The sequence below is a fragment of the Bacillus sp. FSL R5-0603 genome, assembly GCF_038050295.1.
GTDB lineage: Bacteria > Bacillota > Bacilli > Bacillales > Bacillaceae > Bacillus > Bacillus subtilis.
On sequence record NZ_JBBOYP010000001.1, the window covers coordinates 1,363,572 to 1,380,800 of the forward strand.

General features: G+C 40.5%; 15 protein-coding genes. 8 read left to right on the top strand and 7 right to left on the bottom strand.

The genetic code is table 11. From position 1 onward, the window contains the following. Positions 1-53: 53 nt before the first annotated feature. On the top strand, positions 54-293 hold the full coding sequence (splA, locus tag NYE56_RS07095; protein ID WP_003218644.1) for a splAB operon transcriptional regulator SplA: 240 nt from the start codon (positions 54-56) through the stop codon (positions 291-293). A 77-nt stretch (positions 294-370) separates the two neighbouring features. Continuing rightward, the gene (gene splB, locus NYE56_RS07100; protein ID WP_003232425.1) at positions 371-1,399 is read left to right on the top strand and encodes a spore photoproduct lyase; all 1,029 of its coding nucleotides are present in this window, start codon (positions 371-373) and stop codon (positions 1,397-1,399) included. On the opposite strand, the gene NYE56_RS07105 is transcribed toward splB, so the two are convergent. Continuing rightward, positions 1,392-2,093 (bottom strand): GNAT family N-acetyltransferase, encoded by a 702-nt coding sequence (locus NYE56_RS07105; RefSeq protein WP_341283662.1) that lies wholly within the window; start codon positions 2,091-2,093, stop codon positions 1,392-1,394. The two genes, splB and NYE56_RS07105, sit on opposite strands and share 8 nt — an antisense overlap. 134 nt (positions 2,094-2,227) lie before the next feature. Here NYE56_RS07105 and mcpC point away from each other — a divergent pair, with 134 nt between their 5' ends. The 3 genes from mcpC to NYE56_RS07120 all read left to right on the top strand — a co-directional run bounded on the left by mcpC (position 2,228) and on the right by NYE56_RS07120 (position 6,494). After that, a complete protein-coding gene (gene mcpC / locus NYE56_RS07110) occupies positions 2,228-4,195 on the top strand; it encodes a methyl-accepting chemotaxis protein McpC (protein ID WP_335449213.1) in 1,968 nt (655 codons plus the stop codon). A gap of 148 nt (positions 4,196-4,343) precedes the next feature. Beyond that, positions 4,344-5,210, top strand: a complete 867-nt coding sequence (locus NYE56_RS07115; RefSeq protein ID WP_341283663.1) for an NAD(P)-dependent oxidoreductase — start codon at positions 4,344-4,346, stop codon at positions 5,208-5,210. 393 nt (positions 5,211-5,603) lie between these two features. Further along, complete coding sequence (locus NYE56_RS07120; RefSeq protein ID WP_341283664.1) at positions 5,604-6,494, top strand: Vgb family protein; 891 nt, start codon at positions 5,604-5,606, stop codon at positions 6,492-6,494. 331 nt (positions 6,495-6,825) lie between these two features. Here the strand turns inward: NYE56_RS07120 and NYE56_RS07125 are convergent, their stop codons facing one another. Continuing rightward, a complete protein-coding gene (locus tag NYE56_RS07125; protein ID WP_003232419.1) occupies positions 6,826-7,599 on the bottom strand; it encodes a CAP domain-containing protein in 774 nt (257 codons plus the stop codon). A gap of 336 nt (positions 7,600-7,935) precedes the next feature. On the opposite strand from NYE56_RS07125, the gene NYE56_RS07130 reads away from it, so the two are divergent. Further along, positions 7,936-10,056: a peptidoglycan D,D-transpeptidase FtsI family protein gene (locus NYE56_RS07130; RefSeq protein WP_341283665.1), complete on the top strand. Its 2,121-nt coding sequence runs from the start codon at positions 7,936-7,938 to the stop codon at positions 10,054-10,056. Positions 10,057-10,219: 163 nt separating this feature from the next. Beyond that, complete coding sequence (kinA, locus tag NYE56_RS07135; RefSeq protein WP_015252197.1) at positions 10,220-12,040, top strand: sporulation histidine kinase KinA; 1,821 nt, start codon at positions 10,220-10,222, stop codon at positions 12,038-12,040. A 9-nt stretch (positions 12,041-12,049) separates the two neighbouring features. On the opposite strand, the gene NYE56_RS07140 is transcribed toward kinA, so the two are convergent. Continuing rightward, positions 12,050-13,231 (bottom strand): aminotransferase A, encoded by a 1,182-nt coding sequence (locus NYE56_RS07140; protein ID WP_014476653.1) that lies wholly within the window; start codon positions 13,229-13,231, stop codon positions 12,050-12,052. Positions 13,232-13,432: 201 nt separating this feature from the next. Further along, positions 13,433-13,594: a hypothetical protein gene (locus NYE56_RS07145; RefSeq protein ID WP_003245246.1), complete on the bottom strand. Its 162-nt coding sequence runs from the start codon at positions 13,592-13,594 to the stop codon at positions 13,433-13,435. Between the two features lie 203 nt (positions 13,595-13,797). On the opposite strand from NYE56_RS07145, the gene cheV reads away from it, so the two are divergent. Next, a complete protein-coding gene (gene cheV, locus NYE56_RS07150) occupies positions 13,798-14,709 on the top strand; it encodes a chemotaxis protein CheV (protein WP_014476655.1) in 912 nt (303 codons plus the stop codon). A gap of 43 nt (positions 14,710-14,752) precedes the next feature. Here cheV and NYE56_RS07155 read toward each other — a convergent pair whose 3' ends face one another. The 3 genes from NYE56_RS07155 to NYE56_RS07165 form a co-directional block, all read right to left on the bottom strand. Continuing rightward, entirely contained in the window at positions 14,753-15,217 is a 465-nt protein-coding gene (locus NYE56_RS07155; RefSeq protein ID WP_003232406.1) for a YkyB family protein, read from the bottom strand. A 125-nt stretch (positions 15,218-15,342) separates the two neighbouring features. Then, on the bottom strand, positions 15,343-16,635 hold the full coding sequence (locus NYE56_RS07160) for an MFS transporter (protein ID WP_014479656.1): 1,293 nt from the start codon (positions 16,633-16,635) through the stop codon (positions 15,343-15,345). 75 nt (positions 16,636-16,710) lie between these two features. Then, positions 16,711-17,205 carry a L,D-transpeptidase family protein gene (locus tag NYE56_RS07165; RefSeq protein WP_123373645.1) on the bottom strand — a complete coding sequence of 165 codons (495 nt, stop codon included), beginning with the start codon at positions 17,203-17,205 and terminating at the stop codon, positions 16,711-16,713. Between the last annotated feature and the right edge of the window lie 24 nt (positions 17,206-17,229).

Here is a 17,229-nt window from a genome sequence, read left to right on the forward strand (position 1 = left end):
TTTTCATAAGTAAGGGTATAGAAGGACACAATAACATGGCTAGGAGGGATAGTATGTCAAACCAATTTAACGCAGGAGATACTGTTTATGTGATCTACAGAAATCCGCACGCCGCCAATGTAGCCCACATAAAGGAAGCCGAAATTGTGCACCATCCATACCATGAAGGCGAGCTTTCCCTGTTTATTTATGAAACCTATCACCCGTTCGCAGAGGACGATGCTGTGTTTGCAAGCTATGAAGAAGCTAAATCGCTTTACAAAGAGCTCTTTGATATTGATCCGTATGAGTAACAAGGAAATCATTACAACTCATATCCTTTCCGCCTAGTGAGAAAAGTAACGTTAGTAAAGGAAAAGGATGTGGCATCATGCAGAACCCATTTGTTCCGCAGCTTGTATATATAGAACCGAGGGCACTGGAATATCCGCTAGGCCAAGAATTACAAGAAAAATTTGAGAATATGGGCATTGAAATCAGAGAAACAACATCCCACAATCAGGTGCGTAATATTCCTGGGAAAAATCATCTTCAGCAATATCGCAATGCGAAATCAACTTTAGTTATCGGTGTCCGGAAAACATTAAAGTTTGATTCATCCAAACCCTCGGCTGAGTATGCCATTCCGTTTGCAACAGGCTGCATGGGGCATTGTCATTACTGCTACCTGCAAACAACCATGGGATCAAAGCCGTATATCAGAACGTATGTAAACGTCGAAGAGATTTTGGATCAGGCAGATAAGTATATGAAGGAGCGCGCACCAGAGTTCACAAGGTTCGAAGCATCATGTACGTCAGACATTGTAGGAATTGATCATCTGACACACACGCTGAAGCGCGCCATTGAACATTTTGGCCAAAGTGATCTCGGAAAGCTCCGATTTGTAACGAAATTTCATCATGTCGATCACCTATTAGACGCAAAGCATAACGGGAAAACGAGATTCAGATTCAGTATTAATGCCGACTATGTGATTAAAAACTTTGAGCCGGGAACTTCACCTCTTGATAAGCGGATAGAAGCGGCAGTAAAAGTTGCAAAAGCAGGCTACCCGCTAGGCTTTATTGTTGCTCCGATTTATATTCATGAAGGCTGGGAAGAAGGATACAGACATCTGTTTGAAAAGCTTGATGCTGCTTTGCCGCAGGACGTTAGACATGACATAACGTTTGAATTAATTCAACACCGTTTTACAAAACCGGCCAAACGAGTGATAGAGAAAAATTATCCGAAGACGAAGCTCGAATTAGATGAAGAAAAGCGCCGTTATAAATGGGGCCGTTACGGGATCGGAAAATATATTTATCAGAAAGATGAAGAGCATGCACTTCGAGAAGCACTTGAATCCTATATTGATACCTTTTTCCCTAACGCGAAAATTGAATATTTCACTTAAACGGGCTGTTGTGATCAACAGCTCTCTTTTTATAAAAAGGATTTTTCCATTCCATCAAAACGCCGTAATTCAATGATTCTTTATCCTCTATATAATTGCTGACTACACGAATAGGTGAACGCCCGCAACGGAGGAGAAAGGACAGCACAGGGTCGTTTTTCCTGCCTTCCATCACATCTTCAACGTACTGAACAGCGCTGATCTCGTGTGCGTATTTATGATATAAAGGAATGCGGCCGCCGCCGAGAAGGCGCTCCAGTCTCTTATCAACAGTCAGCTCATACATCGTATTCATCAGCCATTTTCCAATTCCAAGCTTTCGATAATGAGGAGAAACAGAAATATCCACTACATATGAAGTATTTCCATGAGGTTCATGATTTTTAATCGATCCGTTGTCTGTTGCTTGCGCCCATGTATGGTCAGGAGATTCAGGCTCAAATTGTACAATAAGAGCAGTCATGGAACCGATAATTCTGCCATTGATGAGCGCGCATAAAGCGCCTTCCGGAAAGGTTTTGATATGGCTGACCAGCTGGTCCTCTGACCACAGCAATTCCTGGGGAAACGGAGGAGGGAAACATTCTCTTTGAAGAGAAATCAGCCTCTCGATGTCAGTCTCAGTGTAGTTTCTGATGGTCAGAGCCTCAAATTTTCTGCCGTCGTGCACATACATTTGTTTTAGTATGGTCATCACTCTCCTTATGTTGTTTCATTATAACGAAGATTGAATTTTCAGTAAATATATTCCGATTTTCTTATAATTTATTTTTTGATTATTCATTTTTCAAACGAAAAGGCCGATATAGAAATTAGGAGGGGATTGGTTTGTTTAAAAAACTTCACATGAAGATTGCTGTTTTTGTTTCGATTATGTTAATCGTCACAGTTGTTCTTTTAATGCTGTCTTCTTATTTGACGCTAAAACCGATGATTACAGAGGATGGGAAAAATACAACTCAAAACGTGACGCAGTCACTTGAACAAAATATTGAATTGCAATTAAAGAGTTATGCCATTTCGTTATCAAGATTGGCTAATGGGGAATTAACGCATACATTTGTAACGAAACCAAATAAAGAAGCTGCTCGGCTGTTTCACGATGACATTAAGCAAATCAAAGACAACGATGATTATGTTGCGATGGCTTACATAGGCACCGCAAAAAAAGAAATGTTTACATATCCAAAAGCGGATTTCGCTGAGGATTACGATCCAACATCAAGACCATGGTATAAGCTTGCAGCTGAAACCCCGGATCAAGTTGTTTGGACGGAACCTTATAAAGATGTCGTGACAGGAGACATGATTGTTACTGCATCGAAAGCGATCTTAGACGGGCAAAAAGTGATAGGGGTTGCCAGCTATGACTTGAAACTCTCTGCTATCCAGAGTATGGTCAATAAACAAAAGGTGCCTTACAAAGGATTTGCCTTTTTAGCTGATGCGAGCGGCAATCTTTTAGCCCATCCGTCAAATCAAGGAAAAAATATATCAAAGGATCAAACACTGCAAACCATCGAATCCGAGAAAAAAGGGATACAAGATGTGAATGGGAAAATGGTTGTGTACCAAACGATTGGCGAGACAGGCTGGAAGGTCGGAACGCAATTTGATACCGATCAATTAATGTGGATTTCAGATAAAATGAATCGGGCAAATCTTTGGATATCATTGATTGCGCTTATCATAACAATTATTCTCAGCTACTTCCTGGCCAAAACGATAACCGGTCCGATACAGCAGCTGATCGTAAAAACGAAAGCTGTTTCCGCAGGCGATTTAACAGTGCGCGCGGAATCAAAATCTAAGGATGAAGTCGGTATTTTAACAAGAGATTTCAATCTGATGGTTGAAAATATGAAGGAAATGGTTGAGCAAGTGAGACTCTCTTCAGGGAAAGTATCTGACACCTCTGAACAATTAACGGCTGTCTCTGCCGAAACAAATGAAACAAGCGGACAAATTGCAAAAGCGATTGAAGAAGTAGCCGCAGGGGCATCGGAACAGGCTTCTGAAGTTGAAACCATTAATGAAAAATCGGAAAGCCTGTCAACGAAAATCAGGCAAATCGCTGAGGAGGCAGGCGGAATTAAAGAACGCTCAAAATCGTCCGAGGATGCAAGCTATAAAGGACTTGACGCGCTCGGCCAGCTGCTGATGAAATCAAACGAAGCCAATATGGAAACGAAAAAGGTTGAAACGATGCTGCTGGATTTGGAAAATCAAACTAAGAATATTGAAGAAGTCGTTACAGCGATTTCAAACATATCTGATCAAACCAACTTGCTTGCCTTAAATGCCAGTATTGAGGCAGCCAGAGCCGGAGAAAGCGGGCGCGGTTTTGCCGTCGTAGCCGATGAAGTGCGGAAGTTAGCTGAGCAATCAGCCCTTTCTACAAAGCATATCAGCGAGACTGTGAAGCTTATCCAGCTTGAGACAAAAGAGGCCTCTCACGCAATGGTTGAGGCAAGCAGAATGAATGATGAACAAAACAGTGCCATTCACGAAACTGGAGAGGTATTAAATACGATAACTGCAGAAATGCAGTCACTGGTACAAGGTATTGATCACATTTACGCGGAAATTCAAAGAATGAGTGAAGAACAGCTTGCGATTTCTGAAGCTATTCAAAGCATTTCAGCCATATCACAGGAATCAGCTGCCGCAGCAGAGGAAGTGAACGCATCAACCGATGAACAGCTTGTCACCCTTGATAAGGTCAAACACTCAACGGAAACACTAAAACTTGCAAGCCAAGAGCTTATGAACACAATTGCAAAATTCACATTGTAATCCAATTACATCCCCAAACATCATTTGTTTTGGGGATTTTTTATTTTAAGAGTCTATTCTATGATGTATGGTTATGGTAGTCTAGAAAATGAAGGAAAAATGATAAATTTTAACTAAAATCAAAACGAAACATCTGGGAGGAATGACCTTGAAAAAAACAATTGGTTTTATCGGTCTTGGAGTGATGGGAAAGAGCATGGCATCACATATTCTGAATGACGGCCACCCTGTTTTGGTGTACACCCGGACAAAAGAAAAAGCAGAAAGCATACTTCAAAAAGGCGCGATCTGGAAAGATACGGTCAAAGATCTTTCGAAAGAAGCGGATGTCATCATTACAATGGTCGGCTATCCCAGTGATGTTGAAGAAGTGTATTTCGGAAGCAATGGAATTATTGAAAACGCAAAAGAAGGCGCATATCTTATTGATATGACGACATCTAAGCCTTCGCTTGCGAAGAAGATTGCTGAAGCGGCCAAAGAAAAAGCATTGTTCGCTTTAGACGCTCCTGTTTCCGGTGGAGACGTCGGTGCACAAAACGGAACACTCGCGATTATGGTCGGTGGAGAAAAAGAAGCTTTTGAAGTCTGCATGCCGATTTTCTCTTTAATGGGAGAGAATATTCAGTATCAAGGACCAGCTGGAAGCGGACAGCATACCAAGATGTGCAATCAGATTGCAATTGCAGCCGGTATGATCGGTGTTGCTGAAGCGATGGCTTATGCCCAAAAATCAGGCCTAAAGCCGGAAAATGTTCTGAAAAGCATCACAACGGGCGCAGCCGGAAGCTGGTCATTGTCAAATCTTGCTCCCCGTATGCTGCAAGGCAACTTTGAACCGGGATTTTATGTGAAGCATTTTATTAAGGATATGGGAATTGCACTAGAGGAAGCAGAATTAATGGGGGAAGAAATGCCAGGCTTGTCGCTCGCAAAATCCTTATATGACAAGCTAGCTGCTCAAGGTGAAGAAAACAGCGGAACACAGAGTATATATAAGCTTTGGGTGAAATAAAAGGACTGCTTGTATCCTGCAGGCAACCATCAGGCTGTCGTGAAAATCTCGACAGCCTTTTTTTGGACTATAAGTGCGTAAAAGAGAAAAATACCACTTGTTTTAATTAATTGACAAAACGGAAGGGTGAAAATAAGAACATGATTCTATAATTCTAGCTTTAAGAAAGAATCAATAGCTTAACCTATACATTCAACATCAGTGACTATTTTTCTGATGATCTAAATGCTTATTTGTTTTGTTTATTGATTTATTCTCTGAGATAGGATTATGGGGTAATGTTCTTATTACTAAAGCGGCTTTGGAGTGAAGTCGATTTAGCATTGCCTCCTATCTCAGAAAAGTGAGTATAGGAGGCTTTTTTTGTAGATTATTATTGATGGGGGTATTGATATGAGGCTTGAACAGCAAGAAATAAATATTTTACATTCTGATTCTGGTCCATACGGGATAGCCATTTCACCCGAAGGAAAGGTATGGTTTACTCAACATAAAGCTAACAAGATCAGCTGTCTTGATAAGACGGGCCAAATTCAAGAGTATATTGTTCCGACACCTGATGCTGGAGTCATGTGTTTAACAGTGTCTTCAGAAGGTGATATTTGGTTTACAGAAAATAGGGCTAATAAGATAGGGAAACTGACAGCAAAACGGCAATTTATAGAATATCCATTGCCGCATCAACATTCAGCCCCATATGGGATTACGGAAGGTCCAGACGGAGATATCTGGTTTACTGAGATGAATGGAAATCGTATAGGTAAATTGACATCAGAGGGCAAAATTCATGAATACGAACTGCCTAATGAAGGATCGTACCCTTCTTTTATTACGTTGGGTTCAGATCACTCACTTTGGTTCACTGAAAACCAGAATAATGCTATCGGCAAAATAACTGAATCAGGTGAGTTAACGGAGTTTCCAATTCCTACACCAGCAGCAGGACCAGTAGGCATTACAAAAGGGCATGATGATGCACTTTGGTTTGTAGAGATAATGGGTAATAAGATAGGTAAGATTACGGTTTCCGGTGACATAACTGAATATGATATCCCTACACCAAATGCACGGCCTCACGCTATCGCTGCAGGTGTAAAATCAGATTTATGGTTTACCGAATGGGGGGGAAATAAAATCGGAAGGCTGACAAGTGATCAAACAATTGAAGAATATACAATCAACACACCTCATGCTGAGCCTCATGGAATAGGATGCGATAATGATGGCACAGTTTGGTTTGCATTAGAATGTAACAAAATAGGGAAATTAAAATCAACTAAATAATGGGAAATTAGCCCCTTTGCACCTCATGCGAAACCTATGTTGCTCAACCTGAAGAACACTTGGTTTTTAAAAAAATTCTTCTTTATTATAAAAAGTTAAATCTATCAATGGCATAAATCTGTTGCAGCAGCTTTGCTATTGAAGGTGAAAGAAAAACGGATTTAGTGAACAAGTTCCCCTCGCAGCCGGGTGAAGAAGACTGCCGTAACTTAACCTTGCTTGGCTGGGGGTCTGGCAGCTTTTTTCTGTTTCTTTTAGATGAATACAAAAAAAGCTTGTAGAAAAAACATGGTTTTCTCTACAAGCTGAAGATTACCTGTATCGTACAGGATTATTTTCCGATGAATTGTTGTGTCCAGATGCTTCCAGACTCAACGTAGCCAACACCGATGTGAGTAAAGTTAGGGTTTAGAATGTTTTTTCTGTGTCCTTCACTGTTCATCCAAGCTTTTACTACTTCTTCTGGTGTCTTTTGGCCCTTCGCAATGTTTTCACCTGCTGTTTTGTAGCTGATTCCGAAAGATTTCATCATATCAAACGGTGAGCCGTATGTTGGGCTTTGGTGATCAAAGTAGTTTTTGTCTTTCATATCCTGAGATTTTGCGCGTGCGGATTTGCTTAACGTTTCATCAATTTGAAGCGGTTTTAAGCCTTGTTTTTGTCTTTCTGCATTTGTAAGTTCAACAACTTTTTTCTCATATGCACTTACAGATGAAGGTGCAGATGTTGTTGTGTTTGTTTTTTCAGCAGTTGCAGGTGCTTTAGAAGCAGTGTTTTGATCAGCAGCTGCTTTTTCAGTAGTCTTTTGTGCAGGTTTTGCCGTTTCTGTCTTTTGAACATCCTGAACTTTCACATTAGATTGCTTCGCATGTTTTTGAAGAAACTGCTTAATCTCTTTTTCGTTTGCAGCGTTTAACGTTTTGATATTTGTGTTAATATGCAGTTTTTTCACTGCATCGTTAAGTGACATGTTTTGTACTGTGTTCCCCGTTTTTACTGTAACCACAGGCTGGCAGGAGAGTTCTTTCGCTGATGCTTGCTGTACGCCCCCGAATGTGAATAATCCAACCGCAGCGGCAGCAGATAAAATAAATGCTTTCTTCATTAGTTCGTAACCTCCTAGAGTTGTTTGTTTCTACAGAAAAATCATAACATAGCTTTTTTGTCATAAAGATTCCAGCACTTTCCTTTGACAAATAGAGATTGTCATTTTCGTAAAGTAAATCCGTTGAATCACTAAGAATAAGGGAATCAGCGGTATATATGATTTTATCGTACCGTTACATAGCTTCCTTTTTTTTGAACCGTTAGTTATATTTTAATGTGTTTTTATATTGACAGCTTTTTTTACTCCTTTTCGCTGTAACAACTATTACAAAGGTGTTACAATTAATCTCAGTATATGTAAATATATTGAATGATTTGAGAGGGGTAACCAGAAGTGACTGAAATAGGACGTGAACCAAAGAAAAAGAGCAAAGGAAACAGAGCAATCAGAATGAACCTTTTTTTCCTAGCTGTCTTTGTTCTATTCACTGCATTAATTTTTAAGCTCGGGGTTGTTCAAATTGTTGAAGGCGAACAGCATGAAGAAGACGCTGAGAAATCAAATGCAAAAACAGCTTACTATCCTGCGCCTCGCGGGAAGATGTACGACAGAAATCAGAAAGTTGCTGTCGACAACCAGAGCGTTCCAGAAATTGTGTATGTATCAACATCTAGCACAAAAACAGAAGATAAAATCAAAACAGCGAAGCGGCTTGCTTCTTTCATTCATATTGATACCGAATTTTTGAAGGAAAGGGATCTTCGTGATTACTGGATCGCAGCTCATCCGAAAAAAGCCGCCGCTCTGCTTAAGGAATCAGAAAGCAATCTAAAAGGAGACCAGGCTTACAAGCTTCAAATAGAGCGTGTTCCGGATCAAGAATTAAAGGCTATTCAGCAAGATGACGAAGAAATGGAAACTGCTGCGATATATACAAGGTTTTCAAGCGGAAATGCTTACGAACCTCAAATCGTAAAGGCAATGAATCCAAATAAGAGCAATAGCAATGGAAAAAACGGAGCGCTGCTTGATGAGAAGAAAAACTCCTCGCAAAGACCAAAAAATGACTTAACATATGATGAAATTTCCATTGTTTCTGAGCATTTAGAAGAGCTTCCGGGAATCGATATCGTAAACGATTGGACACGAAAATATCCTTATGACAAAACCCTTTATTCTGTTTTCGGGGGCGTCACGACACCAGATCAGGGCCTGCTGAGCGACCGGAAAGATTTCTACTTAACAAGAGGCTATGCGAATAATGACAGGGTGGGAAAAAGTTATTTAGAGTATCAATATGAAGAATATTTAAATTCGCATAAAGAAAAAGTGGAATACGTAGAAGATAATAAAGGAAATGTCGTCAGCCAAAAAACCATTGATAAAGGCAGCAGGGGATACGATCTTCAGCTTTCTTTTGACATGGAGCTTCAGGCAAAGGTAGAAAAGATCATTGAAGAAGAAGTAAGAAACAGCCGTGCACGCGGAAATTACATGCTTGACAGAGCCTTTGTCGTGATGATGGACCCGAATAACGGCGATATTTTATCGATGGCAGGGAAAAAGATAGATTTAAAAACCAACAAAATTGAAGATTATGCGATAGGGGCATTTACCACCCAATATGAAATGGGATCAGCAGTAAAGGGGGCCACCGTGCTAGCCGGCTATCAGGACGGGATCCCGCATTATAAATATTTTGTTGATACACCTCTTTATTTAGCAGGATACGGTAACAAACCGAAGAAATCCTACATGAACATGGGAACCATCAATGAATTAACCGCTCTGCAAAAAAGTTCAAACGTATATATGTTTAATGTTGCCATGCACATTGCCGGTGTCACATACAAGCCGTATGGACCTCTTCCTGCTGACCAGAAGGATTTAAACAAAATGAGAAATTACTACAGCCAATTTGGCCTGGGAGTAAAGACAGGTATTGATCTTCCGCAGGAATCAGCCGGAATGCAAACTACACCTGATGCGGTAGGGGGGTTAATTTTAGACTTGGCCATTGGACAATACGATACATATACACCGCTTCAAATGGCACAGTACATCTCATCAATTGCCAATGGGGGCTACCGTGTTCAGCCAAGAATTGTTACAAGTATCCATGAGCCCAGCAAAAAAGAAGGCCTTGGGAAGACCATTGAACAAAGAAAGCCAAACATTCTCAACAAAATTAACAACTCAGAAAGTGACATTCAGCAGGTGAAGACCGGATTGAAGCTAGTTACCACTTCAGGGACAGCAAAAAATACGTTTACAGAAGATGTATCAGGGAAAACGGGAACAGCGGAAACATTTTACTACGGCACGAATCGCAACTGGTGGGGGAAAAAAACATACAATCTGACTTTTGTCGGCTATTACCCATCGAAAAATCCAAAAGTGGCTTTTAGTGTTGTTGTTCCATCAGTAAATGATGATGATAAGATCAATAAAATTATTGCCAAAAGAGCTATCCACGCCTACGCAGAGCTCGAAAAAAAACACAGTAAAAAATAAAAAACAGGGTGCACAACTAAAAGATTGTGTGCCCTTTCTTTTATTCAAAAATTGACGTTCACCATAAGAATAGAAGGAGAATACTCATTTTCTAGCGAATCATACTAGGTAAAAGTCAATCTGTATATATCGAAACACGATAATCATGCAAAGGAGGGATTCTGTGGAACAGGATACGCAGCATGTTAAACCACTTCAAACAAAAACCGATATTCATGCAGTCTTGGCCTCTAATGGACGCATCATTTATATATCTGCCAACTCCAAACTGCATTTGGGCTATCTCCAAGGAGAGATGATCGGATCATTCCTCAAAACGTTTCTGCATGAGGAAGATCAATTTTTGGTTGAAAGCTATTTTTATAATGAACATCATCTGATGCCGTGCACCTTTCGTTTTATTAAAAAAGATCATACGATTGTGTGGGTGGAGGCTGCGGTAGAAATTGTTACGACAAGAGCTGAGCGGACAGAACGGGAAATCATTTTGAAAATGAAGGTTCTTGAAGAAGAAACAGGCCATCAATCCCTAAACTGCGAAAAACATGAAATCGAACCTGCAAGCCCGGAATCGACTACATATATAACGGATGATTATGAACGGTTGGTTGAAAATCTCCCGAGTCCGCTATGCATCAGTGTCAAAGGCAAGATCGTCTATGTAAACAGCGCGATGCTTTCAATGCTGGGAGCAAAAAGCAAGGATGCTATTATTGGAAAATGGTCCTATGAATTTATTGAAGAAGAATATCATGATATCGTGAAAAACAGGATTATACGAATGCAAAAAGGAATGGAAGTCGGAATGATTGAACAGACGTGGAAAAGGCTTGATGGCACACCTGTTCATTTAGAAGTGAAAGCATCCCCGACCGTCTACAAAAACCAGCAGGCTGAGCTGCTGCTGCTGATCGATATCTCTTCAAGGAAAAAATTCCAAACCATCCTGCAAAAAAGCCGTGAACGATATCAGCTGCTGATTCAAAATTCCATTGATACCATTGCGGTGATTCACAATGGAAAATGGGTGTTTATGAATGAATCGGGAATTTCCCTGTTTGAAGCGGCTACCTATGAGGACTTAATTGGCAAAAACATATACGATCAGCTGCATCCTTGCGATCACGAGGATGTAAAAGAGAGAATCCAAAACATCGCCGAGCAAAAAACAGAATCTGAAATTGTCAAGCAATCCTGGTTCACCTTTCAGAACAGGGTCATTTATACGGAGATGGTCTGCATTCCGACGACCTTTTTTGGTGAAGCGGCCGTCCAGGTCATTCTTCGGGACATTTCAGAGAGAAAACAAACAGAAGAATTGATGCTGAAATCGGAAAAATTATCAATCGCAGGGCAGCTCGCGGCGGGAATCGCCCATGAGATCCGCAACCCTCTTACAGCGATCAAAGGATTTTTACAGCTGATGAAACCGACAATGGAAGGCAACGAACATTACTTTGATATTGTGTTTTCTGAACTCAGCCGTATCGAATTAATACTCAGTGAACTGCTCATGTTGGCGAAACCTCAGCAAAATGCTGTCAAAGAATATTTGAACTTGAAAAAATTAATTGGTGAGGTTTCAGCCCTGTTAGAAACGCAGGCGAATTTAAATGGCATTTTTATCAGAACAAGTTATGAAAAAGACAGCATTTATATAAACGGGGATCAAAACCAATTAAAGCAGGTATTCATTAATTTAATCAAAAATGCAGTTGAATCAATGCCTGATGGGGGAACAGTAGACATTATCATAACCGAAGATGAGCATTCTGTTCATGTTACTGTCAAAGACGAAGGGGAAGGTATACCTGAAAAGGTACTAAACCGGATTGGAGAGCCATTTTTAACAACAAAAGAAAAAGGTACGGGGCTTGGATTAATGGTGACATTTAATATCATTGAAAACCATCAGGGAGTTATACATGTGGACAGCCATCCTGAAAAAGGCACAGCGTTTAAAATTTCATTTCCAAAAAAATAAAACAACGGCTTAAACGCCGTTGTTTATCGTCTGCATTGCTTCACGTTTTTTTAATACAAATAATTCTAAACGGTCCAGGCCTTCTCTCAGTGTGTCCAGCGAGTACGCAAAAGACAATCTTACATATCCTTCACCATATGTTGAGAACGAGCTGCCCGGCACGAGTGCCACACCAGCGTCTTCCAAAAGAGCCATACTAAAATCAAATGAAGTCATTCCAAATGATTTAATAGAAGGGAAGATATAAAACGCACCGGACGGTTTAACTACGTCAAGTCCCATGGAAACAAGACGGTCATAAACATAGTCGAGACGTTTTTTGTATTGTTCTCTCATAATCAATGCGTCGTCAAAGCCGTTTGTGACAGCTTCAAGCGCGGCTTTTTGAGAAATGGATGAGGCGCACGACACATTGTATTGATGAACCTTTAAAATGTGCTTTGCAATGTCTTTCGGTGCGAATAAAAATCCAATTCTCCAACCGGTCATGCTGTGTGATTTTGACAACCCGTTAATGACAATTGTTTGATCCCGCAAATGGTTTGCGATGGAGTAATGCGGTCTGTCATATGTTAATTCACTGTATATTTCATCGGACAATACGAAGACATTTCTGCCTTTTAAAAGGGCTGCGATGCTTTTCAGTTCTTCTTCAGATAAAGTCACGCCGGTAGGATTTGACGGATAAGGAAGCACGACACACTTGGTGTTGGGTGTCAGAGCATCTTCAATCAGCCGGGCGGTAAGCTTAAAGCCGTGTGACGTAGTATCAACAATGACAGGCTTGGCCCCGCACAAATTGATAATAGGTTCATAGCCCGGATAAATAGGTCCTGGCATAATGACTTCATCACCGGGAGATAAAATCGTCCGGAATGCAGCATCAATGGCTTGGCTTGCGCCTGTTGTGATGATAATTTCAGATTCAGCATCATAGTTGAAATCCGCTTTTTTCTTCATATAAAGCTGCACAGCTTGTCTCAGCTCCAGGTAGCCGGCATTCGGAGTATATGACGTCACATTTTCATCAATGGCTTTTTTTGCGGCAGCTTTCACATGATGCGGTGTGAAAAAATCAGGCTGGCCGATTGTAAGTGAAATGACGTCTTCGTGTTGGGCTACAAGATTCGAGAATTTGCGTATTCCTGAAATTTCGATCTCTCTTGCTTTCGGATTCAGCAAATGTTCCATAATTCATCACCTTAACAAATATAATGAGTTTATCCTATTTTACCACTAGCTGATCATTTGTCACCTTTTTAACTGATATATTTCGATTGTATGCGCCTTTTTTCTAAACATACCTTTCTTTTCAGAAAAAAAGAAGACAACCAGCGATTTGATTGTCTTTATTGTATCATGTTCTATTATTGTTTATATGTGCCAATTTCATTAATAGCCATAATCAAAATGAAGGTCTTCGTGCCAAATCAGATACGGAGGATGCTCTTCTTGAAGGTCAGCTGATTCTTTCTTCATATTCAGGTAAGTTTCTTCACTGATATCCTCTAAAACAGTCATTTCGTTTTCTTTAAATATTACTAAGGTACCCATTATTTACACCCTTCTTTGGAAAAATCCTTGACTATTTTATCACTGTTAGTTGGAAAGTCAATGGTTATTAGGAAAAAAGTTTCTTTTTTGAGGAACGCGGCTTGTTGCCTTCGGAATTCGATTTTGAAGAGCTGCCATTCACTTTTTACAAATTACGCCGATATATACAGTACAATACTGAATGCGAATAGCGAGGGATTGAATTGTCGTTACAACAATACGAAATTTTATTGGATTCTGGTACAAATGAATTAGAAATTGTGAAGTTTGGCGTGGGTGAAAATGCTTTCGGAATTAACGTTATGAAGGTAAGAGAAATTATTCAGCCTGTCGAGGTGACATCAGTGCCTCACTCCCATCAGCATGTAGAAGGAATGATTAAACTCAGAGGAGAAATCCTCCCTGTGATCAGTCTCTTCTCATTTTTTGGAGTAGAGCCTGAAGGATCAAAAGATGAGAAATATATCGTGACTGAATTTAATAAACGGAAAATTGTTTTTCATGTCGGCTCTGTTTCTCAAATTCACAGAGTATCCTGGGAAGCGATTGAAAAGCCGACATCGTTAAATCAAGGAATGGAGCGGCACCTTACCGGGATTATTAAGCTCGAAGACCTGATGATTTTTTTGCCTGACTATGAAAAAATTATTTATGACATTGAATCAGATTCAGGTGTTGACACGTATAATATGCATACCGAGGGCTTCGATGAAAGAAGAACTGATAAAAAGCTTATCATTGTAGAGGACTCACCGCTTTTGATGCGCCTCTTGCAGGATGAATTAAAAGAAGCAGGGTACAACAATATCGCTTCGTTTGAAAATGGAAAAGAGGCATATGAATACATTATGAACCTTGCTGAAAACGAAACTGATTTATCAGAACAGATTGATATGATCATCACTGATATTGAAATGCCAAAAATGGACGGACACAGGCTCACAAAGCTGCTGAAGGAAAATCCGAAAAGCTCAGATGTGCCGGTTATGATTTTCTCATCGTTAATTACGGATGATCTGCGTCACCGCGGCGAAGTTGTAGGCGCAGATGAGCAAATCAGCAAGCCTGAGATCAGTGATTTGATTAAAAAAGTGGATACGTATGTTATTGAATAAATAAAAACAGCCGTTGCCAGAAAGAGGCACGGCTGTTTTTATTTTAAAAGTAACTCTCGCCAAGTTTTTTAAAGACCGGTTTATGGTAAGCTGGCTGCTGGCGATTTGGCACTAGCGGTTTTTCTTTCATGCCGACATATTCTTGCAATAGGTGTTTCGCTTTTGTTAAAGACATTTGAGCTTTAGGATTTCGGTACGATTGATTAAGTGTACCTAAATGCGGAAGATGTTCGAAGTCTTCTTTAGTTGGAGGCATGTGAAAATAGTAGTCTCCGATTGAGATAAGCACGTCCGATTGCTGTTGGCTGAACCTTGGATTTTTTGAAAAATGAAGCCCTATTTTCTTTCCTTTACCTTCTTTGACAAGCTTTTGCAAAGCCCGTTTTTTCAGCAGATATAGGTATTTAGGGTTGGGGGCGGTTTTTGCATGGCGGTTCACAGTGTAAACTGCTTTTGAAAGATTTTCTACGGTTGGCTGCAGATCTTTCGTATATGCATGGTCGTCCATTATTTCTCTCCTTTGCTCTTATCAATTTCTATATGTTTAGATTATACTTTTTTAAAGTTGAAATGCAAATATTGAATGTAAAAATGCGCTTTTTTCTAAGAAAAAAAGCGCATTTTTAACCTGCATTATACAGATCTTGCCTTCTTTTTCGGCTGTTCTTGAAATGCTTCCTGAACATTCACTTCCACAGCCTGAGCACTGTATTTTGGCAGTGCAATAAAATAAAAAATAAAAACGAGCAGGATAATAACACCCATGCCGTAATAAAGATAATCAATGTTTGAAACAAACTTAGGGAATAACAGTGCGACTAAGCCAAGTGTCAAAGACTGTGCAAACATCATAAAAGGGTCCTGCATGCCGCTTACACGTCCCATCAGTTTTGGATGAACAATTTTGGGCATCCACCCTCCGATTGCAATGTTGATCGGTCCGATGCACATTCCCAGTGCAAAAGCTGCCGCGTAATACACCCATAAAATATTGGTGTAGCCGAGAACGAAGATCAGCAAACCTGCAATGAAAATCGGTATCGACATTAAAAAGTGAGGCTTCACTTTTTTAGAGATGATCGTGCCGATTACGCTTCCTGCCAGAAGCCCAAACCCGAGTGCGATCGTAAATACAGACGTATGCCACTCATAACGGTCAGGCGCCAATCCATATTTCATTGTAAACATCGGCAATACGGCGAATCCTCCGTTGACAAATCCAAAAATGAAGAAGCCGAAAATAAGAGATGCCAGCAATTTGTTTTTTAAAATATAGAGGATGCCTTCTCTAAAGTCATTTATTGAATCCTTAACAGAAGTCTTTCTCCAGCTGAATGCACCGTTTGGCTGTCGGGCTTCTTTTGGAATCCGGCAGCTGCGGATCAGCAGCCCGGAAATGATAAAGCTGACAAAATCAAGAATAATGGCGCCTTCAATACCGATGGTGTTGTACATAAACGCGCCTATACCGACTCCAAACACCATAAAAATGCTAAAAAGCATCTGATTAAGCCCTGCCGCTTTCGCATAATGCTCCTTCGGCAGAATGGCTTGTACCAAACTGTTTTCTGCCGGAAAGAAAAACTTTGTTACAGCGCTTCTGATAAATAAGATACAAAAAACAAGAGGAATATTGCCGGTAAATAAAGTGAAAAAAAGAACGACAGTCAGGCCTGCTCTGATCCAATCACAATTTTCTGCCACCTTTTTTCTGTCAAACCGGTCAGCGACGACTCCCACGATCAGAAATACAAATATGGTCGGAAGAGAATACATCAGCTCCGCCAAGGTCGTGTATGAAGGCTGGCTGCTGAATCGATCCAGCAAAAAAAAAGCAAAGGCCATGTTGCCTACTGTCGTGCCCATTTGAGAAGCGAGTGCTGCGAAAAATAGACGAACAAAATTACGATTTTTAAATATATCCATAAAAACGCTCCTTACCCTAAAGGTCCCACTTTATCATATTATAAACCGCCTGTTTTTGAAACAAATAAGAAAACATTACCGGTTAATCGTGACTCTTGTTCCGTTTGGCACAATTGATGCAAGTTCAATCACGTCTTTGTTATGCATGCGAATGCAGCCTTTAGAAACAGCCTTACCAATCGAAGCGGGATTATTCGTCCCGTGTATTCCGTAGTGCTGCTTTGAAAGGCTCATCCAATAAGCGCCAAATGGGCCGCCGGGATTGCGCTGGCGGTTAATAATGTAAAACTCGCCAGTAGGCGTTTGCGTTAGTATTTTACCAACGGCGATGGGATAGGTTTTCATTACCCGATTATTTAGGAACAGCGTAAGGGTCTTCGCTCCGATTGAGACTGCGATATGATACGGAATTGTATAAGGGTCCGGCAGCCCGGGGATGACTATGGACTGTCCCGCTGTGAGCCCTGCCTGCAGTGACGGATTAGCCTGGAGTAATGCAGCCGTGCTGATTCTGAAATCAGCCGCGATGCTGTTCAGTGTATCACCTTGTTTCACCTGGTACGTAAGCAGTTTCCTCATCTCCTTTTTTACTTA

Excerpts from the sequence above, each read along its gene's own strand:
- splA (WP_003218644.1), top strand. The coding sequence starts at position 54 with ATGTCAAACCAATTTAACGCAGGAGATACTGTTTATGTGATCTACAGA.
- splB (WP_003232425.1), top strand. The coding sequence starts at position 371 with ATGCAGAACCCATTTGTTCCGCAGCTTGTATATATAGAACCGAGGGCA.
- NYE56_RS07105 (WP_341283662.1), bottom strand. The coding sequence starts at position 2,093 with ATGACCATACTAAAACAAATGTATGTGCACGACGGCAGAAAATTTGAG.
- NYE56_RS07120 (WP_341283664.1), top strand. The coding sequence starts at position 5,604 with ATGAGGCTTGAACAGCAAGAAATAAATATTTTACATTCTGATTCTGGT.
- NYE56_RS07125 (WP_003232419.1), bottom strand. The coding sequence starts at position 7,599 with ATGAAGAAAGCATTTATTTTATCTGCTGCCGCTGCGGTTGGATTATTC.
- NYE56_RS07140 (WP_014476653.1), bottom strand. The coding sequence starts at position 13,231 with ATGGAACATTTGCTGAATCCGAAAGCAAGAGAGATCGAAATTTCAGGA.
- NYE56_RS07145 (WP_003245246.1), bottom strand. The coding sequence starts at position 13,594 with ATGGGTACCTTAGTAATATTTAAAGAAAACGAAATGACTGTTTTAGAG.
- NYE56_RS07155 (WP_003232406.1), bottom strand. The coding sequence starts at position 15,217 with ATGGACGACCATGCATATACGAAAGATCTGCAGCCAACCGTAGAAAAT.
- NYE56_RS07160 (WP_014479656.1), bottom strand. The coding sequence starts at position 16,635 with ATGGATATATTTAAAAATCGTAATTTTGTTCGTCTATTTTTCGCAGCA.